The organism is Burkholderia sp. BCC0398, from assembly GCF_902833245.1.
Lineage (GTDB): Bacteria > Pseudomonadota > Gammaproteobacteria > Burkholderiales > Burkholderiaceae > Burkholderia > Burkholderia sola.
Genome location: NZ_CADFEM010000003.1, coordinates 523,553 through 540,765, shown reverse-complemented (window position 1 = coordinate 540,765; position 17,213 = coordinate 523,553). Strand labels below are relative to the sequence as shown.

Annotated in this window: 11 protein-coding genes; 7 read left to right on the top strand and 4 right to left on the bottom strand. The window is 64.7% G+C overall.

Going from position 1 to position 17,213, the window contains the following annotated elements:
- Nucleotides 1-421: 421 nt before the first annotated feature.
- From rimP to truB, 5 genes are all read left to right on the top strand, one after another.
- Nucleotides 422-880 carry a ribosome maturation factor RimP gene (rimP, locus tag HWX76_RS09070; RefSeq protein WP_006476167.1) on the top strand — a complete coding sequence of 153 codons (459 nt, stop codon included), beginning with the start codon at nucleotides 422-424 and terminating at the stop codon, nucleotides 878-880.
- Nucleotides 880-2,355, top strand: a complete 1,476-nt coding sequence (nusA, locus tag HWX76_RS09065; protein ID WP_006476166.1) for a transcription termination factor NusA — start codon at nucleotides 880-882, stop codon at nucleotides 2,353-2,355. Before rimP ends, nusA begins: the two co-directional genes overlap by 1 nt.
- A gap of 91 nt (nucleotides 2,356-2,446) precedes the next feature.
- On the top strand, nucleotides 2,447-5,365 hold the full coding sequence (gene infB / locus HWX76_RS09060) for a translation initiation factor IF-2 (RefSeq protein ID WP_050012483.1): 2,919 nt from the start codon (nucleotides 2,447-2,449) through the stop codon (nucleotides 5,363-5,365).
- Between the two features lie 114 nt (nucleotides 5,366-5,479).
- The gene (gene rbfA / locus HWX76_RS09055) at nucleotides 5,480-5,878 is read left to right on the top strand and encodes a 30S ribosome-binding factor RbfA (RefSeq protein WP_050012484.1); all 399 of its coding nucleotides are present in this window, start codon (nucleotides 5,480-5,482) and stop codon (nucleotides 5,876-5,878) included.
- 13 nt (nucleotides 5,879-5,891) lie between these two features.
- Nucleotides 5,892-6,824, top strand: coding sequence for a tRNA pseudouridine(55) synthase TruB (gene truB, locus HWX76_RS09050; RefSeq protein WP_176015707.1), 933 nt, complete (start codon nucleotides 5,892-5,894; stop codon nucleotides 6,822-6,824).
- A gap of 90 nt (nucleotides 6,825-6,914) precedes the next feature.
- On the opposite strand, the gene HWX76_RS09045 is transcribed toward truB, so the two are convergent.
- The 4 genes from HWX76_RS09045 to HWX76_RS09030 form a co-directional block, all read right to left on the bottom strand.
- Nucleotides 6,915-8,474 carry a DHA2 family efflux MFS transporter permease subunit gene (locus HWX76_RS09045; RefSeq protein ID WP_050012486.1) on the bottom strand — a complete coding sequence of 520 codons (1,560 nt, stop codon included), beginning with the start codon at nucleotides 8,472-8,474 and terminating at the stop codon, nucleotides 6,915-6,917.
- A gap of 28 nt (nucleotides 8,475-8,502) precedes the next feature.
- Complete coding sequence (locus tag HWX76_RS09040; RefSeq protein ID WP_050012487.1) at nucleotides 8,503-9,717, bottom strand: HlyD family secretion protein; 1,215 nt, start codon at nucleotides 9,715-9,717, stop codon at nucleotides 8,503-8,505.
- Nucleotides 9,718-9,769: 52 nt separating this feature from the next.
- The gene (locus tag HWX76_RS09035; protein ID WP_050012488.1) at nucleotides 9,770-11,266 is read right to left on the bottom strand and encodes an efflux transporter outer membrane subunit; all 1,497 of its coding nucleotides are present in this window, start codon (nucleotides 11,264-11,266) and stop codon (nucleotides 9,770-9,772) included.
- 87 nt (nucleotides 11,267-11,353) lie between these two features.
- A complete protein-coding gene (locus HWX76_RS09030) occupies nucleotides 11,354-11,845 on the bottom strand; it encodes a MarR family transcriptional regulator (RefSeq protein ID WP_050012489.1) in 492 nt (163 codons plus the stop codon).
- 305 nt (nucleotides 11,846-12,150) lie between these two features.
- Here HWX76_RS09030 and typA point away from each other — a divergent pair, with 305 nt between their 5' ends.
- A complete protein-coding gene (typA, locus tag HWX76_RS09025; protein ID WP_006476159.1) occupies nucleotides 12,151-13,977 on the top strand; it encodes a translational GTPase TypA in 1,827 nt (608 codons plus the stop codon).
- 317 nt (nucleotides 13,978-14,294) lie between these two features.
- On the top strand, nucleotides 14,295-17,159 hold the full coding sequence (locus HWX76_RS09020; protein ID WP_050012490.1) for a 2-oxoglutarate dehydrogenase E1 component: 2,865 nt from the start codon (nucleotides 14,295-14,297) through the stop codon (nucleotides 17,157-17,159).
- Nucleotides 17,160-17,213 lie beyond the last annotated feature (54 nt).

The window sequence follows — 17,213 nt, the reverse complement described above, 5'->3', positions numbered from 1 at the left end:
AGAGCCGCCGGCGTGCCGGCTCGATCGGCGTCCGGCCGATTTTTCCGGCACGACGCATCGCGTCGATGATCTTCGGCTGTATCCATGCCGCGTGCCGCGGCAATGCCGATCATCGGCGCGGCGGGATGCGCCGGTCGACCGGACAAGCCCGATTTCGCATTTTCGGTCCGTAAAGGCGGCCGACGCGCTGCTTTTACCGGCTGGCTTGGCGTTTGCGCCAAAAATCGCTATAATCGCGGAGTCGCTGGGCGTACGGATTCAATGTGCGGCTCAGGTGCGACCACCAGTAAGAAGATGGGCGTTCCGCCCATTTTTTTTTGCTGAAACGGTTAGGCATCTCGGGTAGCGCTTCCTGCGCCGGCTAAGGCGCGCGCCCGCGGGTGAATCGCGAGCGGCGGGCGCGAACACCTGAGAGGACACTGTGCAACTGACGGAACTGATAGAAACCACGGTCACCGGGCTCGGCTACGAGCTGGTGGAACTCGAGCGCACCGGGCGCGGCATGCTTTGCATCTATATCGATCAGCCTGCCGGCATCTCGCTCGAAGATTGCGAAAAGGTTACGCGTCAGCTCCAGCACGTCTTGACGGTCGAAAATATCGATTACGAACGGCTCGAAGTCTCGTCCCCGGGGCTCGACCGCCCGTTGAAGAAGCTGGCCGACTTCGAGCGCTTCGCCGGCAGCGAAGTTTCCGTGACCTTGAAAAAGCCGCTGGACGGGCGCAAGACGTACCGGGGCATTCTGCACGCGCCGAATGGCGAAACGATCGGTTTGGAATTTGAGGGGAAGAAGGGCGAGGCAGCCATGCTGGATTTCACGCTGGCCGATATCGATAAAGCCCGCCTGATTCCGCAAGTTGACTTTAGGAGCCGCAAATAATGAGTCGCGAAGTGTTGATGCTGGTGGATGCGCTGGCGCGCGAGAAAAACGTCGACAAGGATGTGGTGCTGGGCGCCCTCGAGGCTGCGCTCGCGTCCGCTTCCAAGAAGCTGTTCGACGAAGGCGCCGAAATCCGCGTCCATATCGATCGCGAAAGCGGCGAGCACGAAACCTTCCGTCGCTGGCTCGTCGTGCCCGACGAGGCAGGCTTGCAGGAGCCGGATCGCGAGATCCTGCTGTTCGAAGCACGTGAGCAGAAGCCCGACGTCGAAGTCGGCGAGTATGTCGAGGAACCCGTTCCGTCGATCGAATTCGGTCGGATCGGCGCGCAGGCCGCGAAGCAGGTGATCCTGCAGAAGGTGCGCGACGCGGAGCGCGAGCAGATCCTGAACGACTACCTCGAGCGTGGCGAAAAGATCATGACGGGTACGGTGAAGCGGCTCGACAAGGGCAACTTCATCGTCGAATCGGGCCGTGTCGAGGCGCTGCTGCGCCGCGATCAGCTGATCCCGAAGGAAAACCTGCGCGTGGGCGACCGCGTGCGGGCATACATCGCGAAGGTCGACCGCACCGCGCGCGGCCCGCAGATCGAGCTGTCGCGCACGGCGCCCGAATTCCTGATGAAGCTGTTCGAGATGGAAGTGCCGGAAATCGAGCAGGGCCTGCTCGAGATCAAGGCGGCCGCCCGCGACCCGGGCGTGCGCGCGAAGATCGGCGTGATCGCGTACGACAAGCGGATCGATCCGATCGGCACCTGCGTCGGCATCCGCGGTTCGCGCGTGCAGGCCGTGCGCAACGAGCTCGGTGGCGAAAACATCGACATCGTGCTATGGTCGGAAGATCCCGCCCAGTTCGTTATCGGCGCGCTCGCGCCGGCAGCCGTCCAGTCGATCGTCGTCGATGAAGAAAAGCATTCGATGGACGTCGTCGTCGACGAGAACGAACTGGCTGTCGCGATCGGCCGCAGCGGTCAGAACGTGCGCCTTGCCGGCGAACTGACCGGCTGGCAGATCAACATCATGACGCCGGACGAATCCGCGCTGAAGCAGGGCGAAGAGCGCGACCGGCTGCGTGCGCTGTTCATGGCGCGTCTCGACGTCGACGAAGAAGTTGCCGACATCCTGATCGACGAAGGCTTCACGAGCCTCGAGGAAATCGCGTACGTGCCGCTCAACGAAATGCTCGAAATCGAGGCGTTCGACGAGGACACCGTGCACGAACTGCGCAACCGCGCACGCGACGCGCTGTTGACGATGGCCATCGCGAACGAAGAAAAGGTCGAGAACGCAGCGCTGGATCTCAAGAGCCTCGACGGCATCACGCCGGAGCTGCTCGCGAAGCTGGCCGAACACGGCGTGCAGACGCGCGACGATCTCGCCGAACTGGCTGTAGATGAACTGGTCGACATGACCGGAATGGAAGAGGATGCCGCTAAGGCGTTGATCATGAAAGCACGTGAACATTGGTTCCAGTGAGAAATGACCATGGCGCACTGATTTGATGGCGGCCGTATGGCCTGACCCGATGCTAACCGCAAGGAATCGGTCCTTGCACTAAGAGGAATGAATGGCGAGTAACAACGTAGCCCAATTTGCCGCGGAACTGAAAATGCCTGCTGGTGTGCTGCTCGAACAGCTGCAGGCAGCGGGCGTCCAGAAAGCGAGTGAAGACGATGCGCTGTCCGAAGCGGACAAGGCGCGTCTGCTCGATCATTTGCGCAAGTCGCACGGCGCAACCGACGGCGACAAGCGCAAGATCACGCTGACCCGCAAGCATACGTCGGAGATCAAGCAATCTGACGCGACGGGCAAGGCTCGCACCATTCAGGTCGAGGTCCGCAAGAAGCGTACGTTCGTCAAGCGCGACGACGTGGCCGACGGCGCGGAACAGGGTCAGGCGCAGGTCGCCGAAGCGGACGACGATGCAGAACTGAAGCGTCGCGAGGAAGAGGCGCGCCGCGAGGCCGAGCTGCTCGAGAAGCAGGCGCAGGAGTTGCGCGAGCGTCAGGAGCGCCTCGAGCGCGAGGAAGCCGAACGTCGCGCCCGCGAGGAAGCGGCCGAGGCCGAGCGCCGTCGCGCCGAGGAAGAAGCGGCGACGAAGCGTGCCGCGGCGGAAGCCGCCGCAGCCCAGCAGCAGGCGGCAGCGCAGCAGGCTGCTGCTGCCGAGCAGGAAGCGACGCCGACGCAGTCCGCGCAGGACGAAGCACGCGCAGCCGCCGAACGCGCGGCGCAGCGCGAAGCGGCGAAGAAGGCCGAGGACGCTGCCCGCGAGGCAGCCGACAAGGCGCGCGCCGAGCAGGAAGAGATCAGCAAGCGTCGCGCGGCGGCAGAAGCCGAAGCACGCGCGATCCGCGAAATGATGAACACGCCGCGCAAGGCCGTGGTCAAGGCAGTCGAGCCGCCGAAGCCGGTCGAGCCGCCGAAGCCGGCTGAAGCGAAGGGCACGCTGCACAAGCCGGCGAAGCCGGAAGGCGCACAGGCGCGTCCGGCCGTGAAGAAGCCGGCGGGTGCGGCGGCTCCGGCCACCACGCAGGCGCCGGCAGGCGCGGGCGACCGCAACAAGAAGCCGGGCGCAGGCAAGGGCGGCTGGCAGGACGACGCATCGAAGCGTCGCGGCATCAAGACGCGCGGCGACTCGAGCGGCGGCGTGGACCGCGGCTGGCGCGGCGGCCCGAAGGGTCGCGGCCGTCACCAGGACAGTTCGACGTTCCAGGCGCCGACCGAACCGATCGTTCGCGAAGTGCATGTGCCGGAAACCGTGTCGGTTGCCGATCTCGCGCACAAGATGTCGATCAAGGCCTCCGAAGTCATCAAGGTGATGATGAAGATGGGCCAGATGGTCACGATCAACCAGGTGCTGGATCAGGAAACGGCGATGATCATCGTCGAGGAACTGGGCCACCGCGCGGTTGCCGCGAAGCTGGACGATCCGGAAGCGCTGCTCGTCGAAGGCGAAACCGGTACCGATGCGGAGCAACTGCCGCGTCCGCCGGTCGTCACGGTGATGGGTCACGTCGACCACGGCAAGACGTCGCTGCTCGACCACATCCGCCGCGCGAAGGTTGCAGCGGGCGAAGCGGGCGGCATTACGCAGCACATCGGCGCTTACCACGTCGAAACGCCGCGTGGCGTCATCACGTTCCTCGATACGCCGGGTCACGAAGCGTTCACGGCAATGCGTGCACGCGGCGCGAAGGCGACCGACATCGTGGTGCTGGTGGTGGCGGCCGACGACGGCGTGATGCCGCAGACGAAGGAAGCCATCGCCCACGCGAAGGCGGGCGGCGTGCCGATCGTCGTCGCGATCAACAAGATCGACAAGCCGGATGCGAACCCCGATCGCGTCAAGCAGGAGCTGGTCGCGGAAGGCGTCGTGCCGGAAGAATACGGTGGCGATTCGCCGTTCGTGCCGGTGTCGGCGAAGACGGGCGCGGGTATCGACGATCTGCTCGAGAACGTGCTGCTGCAGGCCGAAGTGCTGGAACTGAAGGCACCGGTCGAAGCGCCGGCCAAGGGCATCGTGATCGAAGCGAAGCTCGACAAGGGTAAAGGCCCGGTCGCGACGATCCTCGTGCAGTCCGGTACGCTGAACCGCGGCGACATCGTGCTGGCGGGTACGGCCTACGGCCGCGTCCGTGCGATGCTCGACGAGAACGGCAAGCCGACGAAGGAAGCCGGCCCGTCGATCCCGGTCGAAATCCAGGGTCTGTCGGAAGTGCCGGGTGCGGGCGAGGAAGTGATCGTGCTGCCGGACGAGCGCAAGGCACGTGAAATCGCGCTGTTCCGTCAGGGCAAGTTCCGCGACGTGAAGCTCGCGAAGCAGCAGGCCGCGAAGCTGGAAAGCATGCTCGAGCAGATGGGCGAGGGCGAAGTGCAGAACCTGCCGCTCATCATCAAGGCCGACGTGCAGGGTTCGCAGGAAGCGCTCGTGCAGTCGCTGCTCAAGCTGTCGACCGACGAAGTGCGCGTGCAGATCGTGCACAGCGCGGTGGGCGGCATCAGCGAAAACGACGTCAACCTCGCGACGGCATCGAAGGCGGTCATCATCGGCTTCAACACGCGTGCGGATGCTCAGGCACGCAAGCTGGCCGAGGCGAACGGCATCGATATCCGCTACTACAACATCATCTACGACGCAGTGGATGAGGTGAAGGCGGCGATGTCGGGCATGCTGGCGCCGGAGAAGCGCGAAGTCATCACCGGCATGGTCGAGGTGCGCCAGGTCTTCAAGGTACCGAAGATCGGCACGGTCGCCGGCTGTATGGTCACGGACGGTATCGTCAAGCGCTCGTCGTCGGTGCGCGTGCTGCGCAACAACGTCGTGATCTTCACGGGCGAACTCGAATCGCTGAAGCGCTTCAAGGACGACGTGAAGGAAGTGAAGCAAGGCTTCGAGTGCGGTATGTCGGTGAAGAACTTCAACGATATCGTCGAAGGCGACCAGTTCGAAGTCTTCGAAGTGACCGAAGTCGCGCGTACGCTGTAATCGTCGCGCATCGGCTCATGGGCGGGGCAGGCTTGGGCCTGTCCCGCCCATTTTCATGGTGGCGTGCCGAAAACGGCCGCCGCTTCATCCTGATAAACGGATCACGGATCGATCATGTCCAGGAAACGTACTTCCCCCAATCGCAACGTTCAGATCGCCGACCAGATTCAGCGCGATCTGTCCGAACTCATCATGCGCGAGGTCAAGGATCCGCGCGTCGGCATCGTGACCATCCAGAGCGTGGAACTCACGCCGGACTATGCGCACGCGAAGGTCTATTTCACGGCGCTCACCGGTGATCCGGACAAGACGCAGGAGGCGCTGAACCATGCGTCGGGTCACCTGCACAACCTGCTGTTCAAGCGCCTGCACATTCATACGGTGCCGACGCTGCATTTCCATTACGACCAGACGATCGAGAAGGCCGTCGAAATGTCGCGCCTGATCAAGGAAGCGAACTCGACCCGCGCGAAGGACGACGACGAGGCCGACGCGCCTGCCAAGGACGACTGAGCTCGACGGGTCTATGACGAATGCAGCACCCCAACGTCCGCGCGTGCCCCGGCGCGTGCTGGACGGCGTTCTCCTGCTGGACAAGCCGGTCGGCCTGTCCAGCAACGATGCGCTGATTCGCGCGAAGCGCCTGCTTCTCGCGAAGAAGGCCGGTCACACCGGCACGCTCGATCCGCTGGCTTCGGGCCTGCTGCCGTTGTGTTTCGGCGAAGCGACCAAGTTTTCGCAGGATTTGCTCGACGCCGACAAGACCTATGAAGCGACGATGCGTCTCGGCCAGCGCACGGCCACCGGCGACGCGGAAGGCGACGTGATCGACACGCGGCCGGTCGAATGCGATCGGGCGGCGGTGGAAGCCGCGCTCGTGCGCTTCACCGGCGACATCGTGCAGGTGCCGCCGATGTATTCGGCGCTCAAGCGCGACGGCAAGCCGCTGTATGAATATGCGCGCGCAGGTCAGACCGTCGAGCGGGAAGGCCGCAACGTGACGATCCACTTGCTCGAACTACTCGCGTGCGAGCTGCCCGACGTGACGTTTCGCGTGACCTGCAGCAAGGGCACGTATGTGCGCACGCTGGCGGAGGATATCGGCGAAGCGCTGGGTTGCGGCGCGCATTTGACGATGCTGCGTCGCACGGGCGTCGGTGCGCTGACGCTCGAGCATGCGGTGACGCTCGACGCGCTGTCGGACGCGGCCGAATCGGCGCGCGATGCATGGCTGCAGCCGGTTGATGCGCTGCTGTCGACGTTTCCGCTGGTGCGTCTCGACGAAGCTAGCACGAAGCGGTTTCTGCACGGGCAGCGGCTACCGCTGTCGGCGCTCGAACCGATCGACGCGGGCGAGGGCGAGCGCGTGCGCGTGTACGACGCAACGCGGTTGCTCGGCGTGGCGCGCAAGGCGAATGGCGTGCTCGCGCCGGAGCGGCTGGTCGTGACGGCTGAGTGATGCGAGGCGCGCAAGCGCCATCGCCGGCACAAAAAACCCGGTCGAAATCGACCGGGTTTTTTGTTGGGTGCATTGCATTGAACGTGGTGCTCAGTGCGCGGCCGACGCCGCCGCACCCGCATCGCCGCCGCCCGCGCGTTCGGGCTTCGTGATCCAGATCAGTCCGATCAGCAGCACGAAGATCGCCGCCGAAATGTAGAACAGATCGTTCACGCCCAGCTGCGCAGCCTGCTGCGTGGCCATGTTGTTGATCAGGCCGTGTGCCTGCTGCTGCGTAAGCCCGAGATTGCCCATCTGAGTGACGGCCTGATTGAACGTCGGGTTGTACGGATTCGTCTGCTCGACCAGCTGCGCGTGGTGGAAGTTGTTGCGGTGGTCCCACGCGGTCTGGAAGATCGACGTGCCGATGCCGCCGCACATGATCCGCACGAAGTTCGACAGGCCGGACGCCGCCGGAATGCGGTGGCCGGGCAGGCCCGACAGCGTGATCGACACCAGCGGGATGAAGAAGCCCGCCATCGCGATGCCCTGCACGAGCGTCGGCAACGTCAGCGACCATTCGTCGACGCCGGTCGTGTAGCGCGAACGCATCCAGAAGCACAGCGCGAACGTGAGGAACGCGGCGGTCGCGATGTAGCGCGGATCGGTGCGCGGCAGGAACTTGCCGGTCAGCGGCGACAGCAGGATCGCGAACAACCCCACGGGCGCCATCACGAGCCCCGCATCGGTGGCCGTATAGCCGATCTGGGTCTGCAGCCACAGCGGCAGCAGCACGAGATTGCCGAAGTAGAGCCCGTAGCCGACCGCGAGCGCGATCGTGCCGCCCGTGAAGTTGCGCATGCGGAACAGCGACAGGTCGACGACCGGATGTTCCGCGGTCAGCTCCCAGATCACGAAGAACGCGAACGAGATGACCGCGATCAACGCGAGCGCGACGATCGTGGTCGACGCGAACCAGTCGAGATCCTTGCCCTTGTCGAGCATGATCTGCAGCGAGCCGACCCACAGCACGAGTAGCGCGAGGCCGACGCCGTCGATCGGCGCGCGGCGCACCGTCGATTCGCGCGTACGGTAGATCGACCACGTGGCAAGCGCGGCGGCGATGCCGACGGGGATGTTCACGTAGAAGATCCACGGCCACGAATAATTGTCCGAGATCCAGCCGCCGAGGATCGGCCCCGCGACCGGCGCGATCAGCGTCGTCATCGACCACAGGGCGAGCGCCATCGGCGCCTTCGCGCGTGGATAGCTCGACAGCAGCAGCGATTGCGACAGCGGAATCATCGGGCCCGCGACGGCACCCTGGAGCACGCGTGACGCGAGCAGGAATGGCAGGCTCGGCGCCAGCCCGCACATCCATGACGAGATGACGAACAGGATGATCGACGCGAGGAACAGGCGAACTTGCCCGAAACGGTCGGTCAGCCAGCCGGTCAGCGGCACCGAGATTGCGTTGGCGACCGCGAACGACGTGATGACCCACGTGCCCTGGTCGGACGACACGCCGAGGTCGCCCGAGATGGTCGGGATCGCGACGTTCGCGATGGACGTGTCGAGCACGTTCATGAACACCGCGAGCGACACCGCGATCGTGCCGAGCACGAGTTGCCCGCCCTGCAGGGGCGGGTAGGAGACAGGAGCCTGTGCCATGTCGGTTGTCTTTCCGGAGTCGGAACGGTTACATCATTTTCGCGGCGGCGTTCTGCTTCGCCGCGACCGGCGCCGACGCGTTGCCGCCTGCGTTCTCGGCGATGATGCGCGCGATTTCGGCGTCGGCTTCGTCGCCGTATTTCGCGAACACGTTGGTCTCGTAGACGGTGTTCGGCGCGTTGACGAGCTGGTCGCCGCGTTCGTCCTTGATGTCCACGTCGACCTGCATCGACAGGCCGATGCGCAGCGGATGCTTGTCGAGATCCTTCGGGTCGAGCTCGATACGCACCGGCAGGCGCTGCACGACCTTGATCCAGTTGCCGGTCGCGTTCTGCGCCGGCAGCAGCGAGAACGCCGAGCCCGTGCCGGCCGAGAAGCCGACGACCTTGCCGTGGTACGTGACCGACGAACCGTAGATGTCGGCCGTCATCTCGACCGGCTGGCCGATGCGCATGTGCTTCAACTGGACTTCCTTGAAGTTCGCGTCGACCCACACGGCATTGAGCGGCACCACCGACATCAGCGGGTTGCCGGGCGATACGCGCTGGCCGACCTGCACCGAGCGCTTTGCGACGTAGCCGGTGACCGGCGCCGGCAGCACGTTACGCGCGTTCGCGAGGTATGCGTCGCGCACCTTCGCGGCGGCGGCCATCACGTTCGGGTGCGATGCGATCGTCGTGTTCGCGGTCAATGCGCGATTCGATGCGAGCTGCTGCTGGGCGGCGTCGACCGATGCCTGCGCGGCCTTCACCGCGTCGCGGGCGTGCGAGATTTCTTCCTGCGACACGGCGCCCGTCTGCGCGACGGCGAGGCGGCGACGCAGGTCGTCCTGTGCCTTCGACAGGTCGGACTGGCGCAGCGCGACTTGTGCGCGGTACTGGTCGTCGTTGACGAACAGGCCGCGCACCTGGCGCACCGTCTGCGCGAGGTTGGCTTCCGCCTGCTGCAGTGCGACCTGCGAATCGGCCGGGTCGAGCACGACGAGCGGGTCGCCGGCCTTGACCGTTTGCGTGTCGTCCGCCTTCACGGCGATCACGGTGCCGGTGACCTGCGGCGTGATCTGCACGACGTTGCCGTTCACGTACGCATCGTCGGTGTCTTCATGGAAGCGGGCGACGAGGAAGTAGTACAGGCCGTATGCGATGGCCGCGATCACGATGACCGCGACGAGCAGCGTCATCATTCGTTTGCGCTTGCCGTTGTTCTGCGGCTGCGCGCTGGCGGCGTTTTGTTGGTCGCTCATGGCGATTTTCTCCGTCCGTTATTTCGAGTGTCTGCGTAGTGGTGGCGCCGGCTCAGTTGGCGGCTTGTTTGGTCGGCGTGGCCGCATCGGGCGCGGCGAGCGGCGTGCCCGTCGCGTCGAACCCGCCGCCGAGCGCCTTGATCAGCGCGAGCTGCATGTCGCGGCGACGCATCTTCAGGTTGGTCACCGTCTGCTCCGATGCGAGGCGGTTGCTGTCCGCCGTCAGCACTTGCAGTTGCGGCGACAGGCCGGCCTTGTAGCGGATGACCGCGAGATCGTACGCGCGCGTCGATGCGTCGAGCGCACGTTGGGCGTCGCCCATCTGGCGATCGACCGCGCGGATCGACGCGACCTGCGTCGCGACGTCGTTCAGCGCGCTGATCAGCGTCTGGTTGTAGTTCGCGACCGACAGGTCGAAATCGGCGTAGCGGCCCTTGAGCTGGGCGCGCAGCGCGCCGGCATCGAAGATCGGCAGGTGGATCGCCGGGCCGAACTGCGCCTGGCGGCTCGCGAAATTCAGGAATTTGCCCCAGCCGAATGCATCGAAGCCGAAGCCGGCCGCGAGGTTCACGTCGGGGTAGAACTCGGCCTTCGCTTCCTTCACGTCGTGCATCGCGGCTTCGACCTGCCAGCGCGCGGCGACGATGTCGGGGCGGCGCGACACGAGATCGGCCGGCAGGTTGCCGGGCAGCGTGACGTCGCCGCTCGGGTTCATCACGGGCGCCGCGATCTGCAGCCCGCGATCCGGGCCCTTGCCGAGCAGCGCGGCGAGCTGGTAGCGCACCGTCGTGATCTGGCCGTCGAGGTCCGACAGCGAAGCCTGCGTCGTCGCGATGTTGCCGCGGGCCGTCTGGCGTTCGACGTTGGTGTCGAGGCCGGCCGATACGCGGCCGTCGGTGATCTTGCCGACCGTCTCGCGGTTGCTGATCTCGCGCTGCGCGATGTCGCGCAGCGCATAGAGCTGCGCGAGCGAGTTGTAGGTGCGCGCGACCGACGACGCGAGCGTGATGCGCGCCTGCTGCATGTCGGCTTCGGCGGCCTTTTCCTGCGACACGGCCGTGTGCAGGCGTTCGCGGTTCTTGCCCCACAGGTCGAGTTCCCACGACGCGCTCGCGAGCGCGTTGTTCTCGCTGTACCACTGGCCGCCGTACGGAGGCGGGAACAGTGCGTTCGACGAATACAGCTCGCGCGTCCACGAATAGCTGGCTTCGGCCTTCGGCATCAGGTTCGAGCGGGACGATTCGATGTACGACGACGCCTTCGCGATGCGTGCCTGCGCCTGCGCGATCGACGGGTTGCCCTGCAGCGCTTCGTCGATCAGCTTCGGCAGTTGCGGATCGCCGAACTGGCTCGCCCAGTCGAGCGCCGGCCACTGGCCGCCCTGGGCCGGCAGGCTCTGGGCGGATTCGAATTGCGACGCGGGGGCGATCTGCTTGTCGCTCTTGATGCCGATGTAATTCGCGCAGCCCGCCAGCGCCAGCGCGGCGACCGCGGCGGCGACGGCGGCGCGGCACGACCCGGCGCGCACGGACAACGGGGAGGTTTTCATCGCGCTAACCCCTGACTCGGAATGAATGATGGACACTGCAAGGATTTCCTTACATTAATCTGTCAAAAGTAATTGTTATGGCAACTATTACGTGACGCTGCCGCCGGCCGTCTCGCAATAGTTGCTGAGAATGCGGCGCAGCATGCTCTTCAGGAACCCGACTTCTTCCGGCGTAAACCCGTCCAGCACCTGGTCGAGCACGCTGCGAAAAATGGGCGGCAGCCGTTCGGCTAGCGCACGGCCTTCGTCGGTGAGTTCGAGGCGCACGACGCGCCGGTCCTCGATGCTGCGCACGCGCGACAGCAGGCCGCGTTTCTCGACCCGGTCGAGCAGGCGCGTGACCGCGCTCGCGTCGATCCCGTATTCGCGCGCCAGTTCGGCGGCCGTCGAACACTTGCCGACCGCGATCATGAACAGCATGCTCGCCTGCGTGCCGGTGATGCCGAGCTCTTCCTGCGTGCGCTGCGTGACGAGGTTGGTCATCACGGACTTCACGCGCGACATCAGATAGCCGACGCTGTCGTTCATCTGATACGTGGACAACGGCGAAACGGGCGGTGGGGTAGGAGAATCCGACATAAAACCCTGAAGCTGCAATAGTTGACTAGGCAGCAGTATAGGCACAATTGCTTGCCGCGGCAAATGTTAATCGAACGGCTAAGCGCGTGCTCGGCACGGCGAGAATCCCTTGTCTCGATAAGGTTTTTCGTCCGGGCGCGGTGGGGCGAAGCGGATTGGCGCAGCCTGTTTTGCTGCGTTGCAACGCGCGGGACAGCTGTCGACACGCACACGTGCTATAATTTGAGGCTCTCCAAGCTGCAACGCGCGCGCCCCGTGGAAAACGAGCGCGCGCGTTTGCGCGTTCAAACGATTTCCAGGTTTCTATGACCCGCGCCCTTCGCAATATCGCCATCATCGCCCACGTCGACCACGGCAAGACCACGCTCGTCGACCAGCTGCTCCGCCAGTCCGGCACCTTCCGCGACAACCAGCAGATTGCGGAGCGGGTGATGGACTCGAACGACATCGAAAAAGAGCGCGGGATCACGATTCTCGCGAAGAACTGCGCGGTCGAATACGAAGGCACGCACGTCAACATCGTCGACACCCCGGGGCACGCGGACTTCGGCGGCGAAGTCGAGCGCGTGCTGTCGATGGTCGACTCGGTGCTGCTGCTCGTCGACGCGGTCGAGGGCCCGATGCCGCAGACGCGCTTCGTCACGAAGAAGGCGCTCGCGCTCGGCCTGAAGCCGATCGTCGTCGTCAACAAGATCGACCGTCCGGGCGCGCGGATCGACTGGGTGATCAACCAGACCTTCGACCTGTTCGACAAGCTCGGCGCGACCGAAGAGCAGCTCGATTTCCCGATCGTCTACGCGTCGGGCCTGAACGGCTATGCGTCGCTCGACCCGGCCGCGCGCGAAGGCGACATGCGCCCGCTGTTCGAGGCGATCCTCGAGCACGTGCCGGTTCGCCCGGCCGATCCGGAAGCGCCGCTGCAGCTCCAGATCACGTCGCTCGACTATTCGACGTACGTCGGCCGGATCGGCGTCGGCCGCATCACGCGCGGCCGGATCAAGCCGGGCCAGCCGGTCGTGATGCGCTTCGGCCCGGAAGGCGACGTGCTGAACCGCAAGATCAATCAGGTGCTGTCGTTCAAGGGCCTGGAGCGCGTGCAGGTCGAATCGGCCGAAGCGGGCGACATCGTGCTGATCAACGGGATCGAAGACGTCGGCATCGGCGCGACGATCTGCGCGGTCGACACGCCGGAAGCGCTGCCGATGATCACCGTCGACGAACCGACGCTGACGATGAACTTCCTCGTCAACTCGTCGCCGCTCGCCGGCCGCGAAGGCAAGTTCGTGACGAGCCGCCAGATCCGCGACCGTCTGATGAAGGAACTGAACCACAACGTCGCGCTGCGCGTGAAGGATACCGGCGACGAAACGGTGTTCGAAGTGTCGGGCCGCGGCGAGCTGCACCTGACGATTCTCGTCGAGAACATGCGCCGCGAAGGCTACGAGCTGGCCGTGTCGCGTCCGCGCGTCGTGATGCAGGAAATCGACGGCGTGCGTCACGAGCCGTACGAGCTGCTGACGGTCGACGTCGAGGACGAGCACCAGGGCGGCGTGATGGAAGAGCTCGGCCGCCGCAAGGGCGAAATGCTCGACATGGCGTCGGACGGCCGCGGCCGTACGCGCCTGGAATACAAGATCTCGGCACGCGGCCTGATCGGCTTCCAGAGCGAATTCCTGACGCTCACGCGCGGCACGGGCCTGATGAGCCACATCTTCGACTCGTACGCACCGGTCAAGGACGGCTCGGTGTTCGAGCGCCGCAACGGCGTGCTGATCTCGCAGGACGACGGCGCGGCCGTGGCCTACGCACTGTGGAAGCTGCAGGATCGCGGCCGCATGTTCGTGAAGCCGGGCGACGCGCTGTATGAGGGCATGATCATCGGCATCCACAGCCGCGACAACGACCTCGTCGTGAACCCGATCAAGGGCAAGCAGCTGACCAACGTGCGCGCGTCGGGTACCGACGAAGCCGTGCGTCTGGTACCGCCGGTCCAGATGTCGCTGGAATACGCGGTCGAATTCATCGACGACGACGAGCTCGTCGAAGTGACGCCGCAGTCGATCCGCCTGCGCAAGCGCTTCCTGAAGGAGCACGAGCGTCGCCGCGCGAGCCGCGAAGGCGCGGTCGACTAAGCATCGACTGTTCCCGCGCACGACGAAAGAGGCTGCCTTCGGGCAGCCTTTTTTGCATTCGCGCATCGCGCAACCGGAGTGCCTGCAAAACACTGTTCCGGCGGGTCGCGGCAATCCGGCAAAACCCCGCCACGCGGTGCTTTCGGGCACATTTCACCGTGAACTCCGGTATCGGTTCTGTGATATGCTGCGCGCACGCAAGTTTTAGGTCCTTCCAAGCAAGACTTGATTCGCAATCCGCTAAACGGTCAGGCCGTGTCGCGGAAGGTTGAGTAACCCGCTATTTCTCGAGAAGCTCGAAGAAAGGTGAGCGTAAAATGTCAGATGTAATGAAGCAGTTTCAGCTGAACTCCTATCTGTTCGGCGGCAATGCTTCGTACGTTGAAGAACTGTACGATGCATACCTCAACAATCCGGCGTCGGTGCCGGAGAACTGGCGAGAGTATTTCGACGCGCTGCAGAACGTGCCCGCGACGGACGGCTCCAACGCCAATGACGTCGCTCACTTCCCGATCGTCGAATCGTTCGCCGAGCGCGCGAAGGCCAATGCCTTCATCCCGCGCGAAAGCACCAGCAATCTGGCAACCGCGCGCAAGCAGGTGCACGTCCAGTCGCTGATCAGCGCCTACCGCTTCCTTGGCTCGCAATGGGCCAACCTCGATCCGCTGAAGCGTCGCGAACGTCCGGCCATTCCGGAACTCGAACCCGCGTTCTACGACTTCTCCGAAGGCGACCTCGACCAGACGTACAGCGCAAGCAACCTGTACTTCGGTTTCGACCAGGCTTCGCTGCGCGACATCGTCAAGGGCCTGCGCGACACGTACTGCGGCACGATCGGCGCCGAGTACATGTACATCAGCGACCCGGAACAGAAGCGCTGGTGGCAGGAGCGCCTGGAATCGACCCGCGCGACGCCGGCTTTCTCGGTCGACAAGAAGAAGCACATCCTGAATCGCCTGACGGCCGCCGAAGGCCTCGAGCGCTACCTGCACACCAAGTACGTCGGCCAGAAGCGCTTCTCGCTCGAAGGCGGCGAAAGCTTCATCGCGGCGATGGACGAAGTCGTCCAGCACGCGGGCAAGAGCGGCGTGCAGGAAATCATCATCGGCATGGCTCACCGCGGCCGTCTGAACGTGCTGGTCAACACGCTGGGCAAGATGCCGGCCGACCTGTTCGCCGAATTCGAAGGCAAGCACGTCGACGACCTGCCGGCCGGTGACGTGAAATACCACAAGGGCTTCTCGTCGGACGTGTCGACGGAAGGCGGCCCGGTCCACCTGTCGCTCGCGTTCAACCCGTCGCACCTCGAAATCGTGAACCCGGTGGTCGAAGGTTCCGCGAAGGCGCGGATGGACCGTCGCGGCGACGAAGACGGCCTGCAGGTGCTGCCGGTGCAGATCCACGGCGACGCGGCCTTCGCCGGCCAGGGCGTCGTGATGGAAACGCTGAACCTCGCGCAGACGCGCGGTTACGGCACGCACGGCACGCTGCACATCGTCATCAACAACCAGATCGGCTTCACGACGTCCGACCCGCGCGACGCGCGCTCGACGCTGTACTGTACCGACGTCGTCAAGATGATCGAAGCGCCGGTGCTGCACGTGAACGGCGACGATCCGGAAGCCGTCGTGCTCGCGATCCAGATCGCGATCGACTACCGGATGCAGTTCCACAAGGATGTCGTGATCGACATCGTCTGCTTCCGCAAGCTGGGTCACAACGAGCAGGACACGCCGGCGGTCACGCAGCCGCTGATGTACAAGAAGATCGCGCAGCACCCGGGCACCCGTGCGCTGTACGCCGAGAAGCTCGTGCAGCAGGGCGTGATCACCGCGGAAGACGCCGACAACTACGTGAAGGCGTACCGCAAGGCGATGGACGACGGTCACCACACCGTCGATCCGGTCCTGTCGAACTACAAGAGCAAGTACGCGGTCGACTGGGTTCCGTTCCTGAACCGCAAATGGACGGATGCAGCCGACACGGCCGTGCCGCTCGCCGAACTGAAGCGCCTGGGCGAACGCATCACCACGGTCCCGGAAAACTTCAAGGTTCACCCGCTCGTCGAGCGCGTGATCAACGACCGCCGCAACATGGCGCGCGGCGACCAGCCGCTCGACTGGGGCATGGGCGAACACCTCGCGTTCGCGTCGCTCGTCGCATCGGGCTACTCGGTGCGCCTGACGGGCCAGGACTCGGGCCGCGGCACGTTCACGCACCGTCACGCGGTGCTGCACGACCAGAACCGCGAGCGCTGGAACGACGGCACGTACGTGCCGCTGCAGAACATCGCCGACGGTCAGGCGAAGTTCACGGTGATCGACTCGGTGCTGTCGGAAGAAGCGGTGCTGGGCTTCGAATACGGTTACTCGACCGCCGAGCCGAACACGCTCGTGCTGTGGGAAGCGCAGTTCGGCGACTTCGTCAACGGCGCGCAGGTCGTGATCGACCAGTTCATCTCGTCGGGCGAAGTGAAGTGGGGCCGCGTGTCCGGTCTCACGATGCTGCTGCCGCACGGCTACGAAGGCCAGGGTCCGGAACACTCGTCCACGCGTATCGAGCGTTTCCTGCAACTGTGTGCCGACCACAACATGCAGGTCGTCCAGCCGACGACGCCGGCGCAGATCTTCCACCTGCTGCGTCGCCAGATGATCCGTCTGTTCCGCAAGCCGCTGATCGTCGCCACGCCGAAGTCGCTGCTGCGCCACAAGGAAGCGGTGTCGGATCTGTCGGAACTGGCGAAGGGTTCGTTCCAGCCGGTGCTGGGCGAAACCGATGGTGGCATCGACGCGAAGAAGGTCAAGCGCGTGCTGGCATGCTCGGGCCGCGTGTATTACGACCTCGTCGCGCATCGCCGTGAAGCGAAGGCGAACGACGTCGCGATCATCCGTATCGAGCAGCTGTATCCGTTCGCGCACAAGCAGTTCGAAGCCGAAATGAAGAAGTACGAGAACGCGACTGAAGTGGTCTGGGTGCAGGACGAGCCGCAGAACCAGGGCCCCTGGTTCTACGTCGAGCACCACCTGAAGGAAGGCATGAAGGAAGGGCAGAAGCTGGCATACAGCGGCCGTCCGGCTTCGGCCTCGCCGGCGGTTGGCTACTACGCGAAGCACTACGAGCAGCAGAAGGCCCTGATCGAAGGGGCATTCGGCCGCCTGAAGAGCGCATCGATCGCGAAATAACCGACGTCAAGCGACACGGGAAGGCGCGCGGCGCTTTCCCGTCCCTTTTGGCCC

Coding starts and splice junctions, on each gene's coding strand:
- nusA (WP_006476166.1), top strand. CDS start 880: ATGAGTCGCGAAGTGTTGATGCTGGTGGATGCGCTGGCGCGCGAGAAA.
- infB (WP_050012483.1), top strand. CDS start 2,447: ATGGCGAGTAACAACGTAGCCCAATTTGCCGCGGAACTGAAAATGCCT.
- rbfA (WP_050012484.1), top strand. CDS start 5,480: ATGTCCAGGAAACGTACTTCCCCCAATCGCAACGTTCAGATCGCCGAC.
- truB (WP_176015707.1), top strand. CDS start 5,892: ATGACGAATGCAGCACCCCAACGTCCGCGCGTGCCCCGGCGCGTGCTG.
- HWX76_RS09045 (WP_050012486.1), bottom strand. CDS start 8,474: ATGGCACAGGCTCCTGTCTCCTACCCGCCCCTGCAGGGCGGGCAACTC.
- HWX76_RS09040 (WP_050012487.1), bottom strand. CDS start 9,717: ATGAGCGACCAACAAAACGCCGCCAGCGCGCAGCCGCAGAACAACGGC.
- HWX76_RS09035 (WP_050012488.1), bottom strand. CDS start 11,266: ATGAAAACCTCCCCGTTGTCCGTGCGCGCCGGGTCGTGCCGCGCCGCC.
- HWX76_RS09030 (WP_050012489.1), bottom strand. CDS start 11,845: ATGTCGGATTCTCCTACCCCACCGCCCGTTTCGCCGTTGTCCACGTAT.
- typA (WP_006476159.1), top strand. CDS start 12,151: ATGACCCGCGCCCTTCGCAATATCGCCATCATCGCCCACGTCGACCAC.
- HWX76_RS09020 (WP_050012490.1), top strand. CDS start 14,295: ATGTCAGATGTAATGAAGCAGTTTCAGCTGAACTCCTATCTGTTCGGC.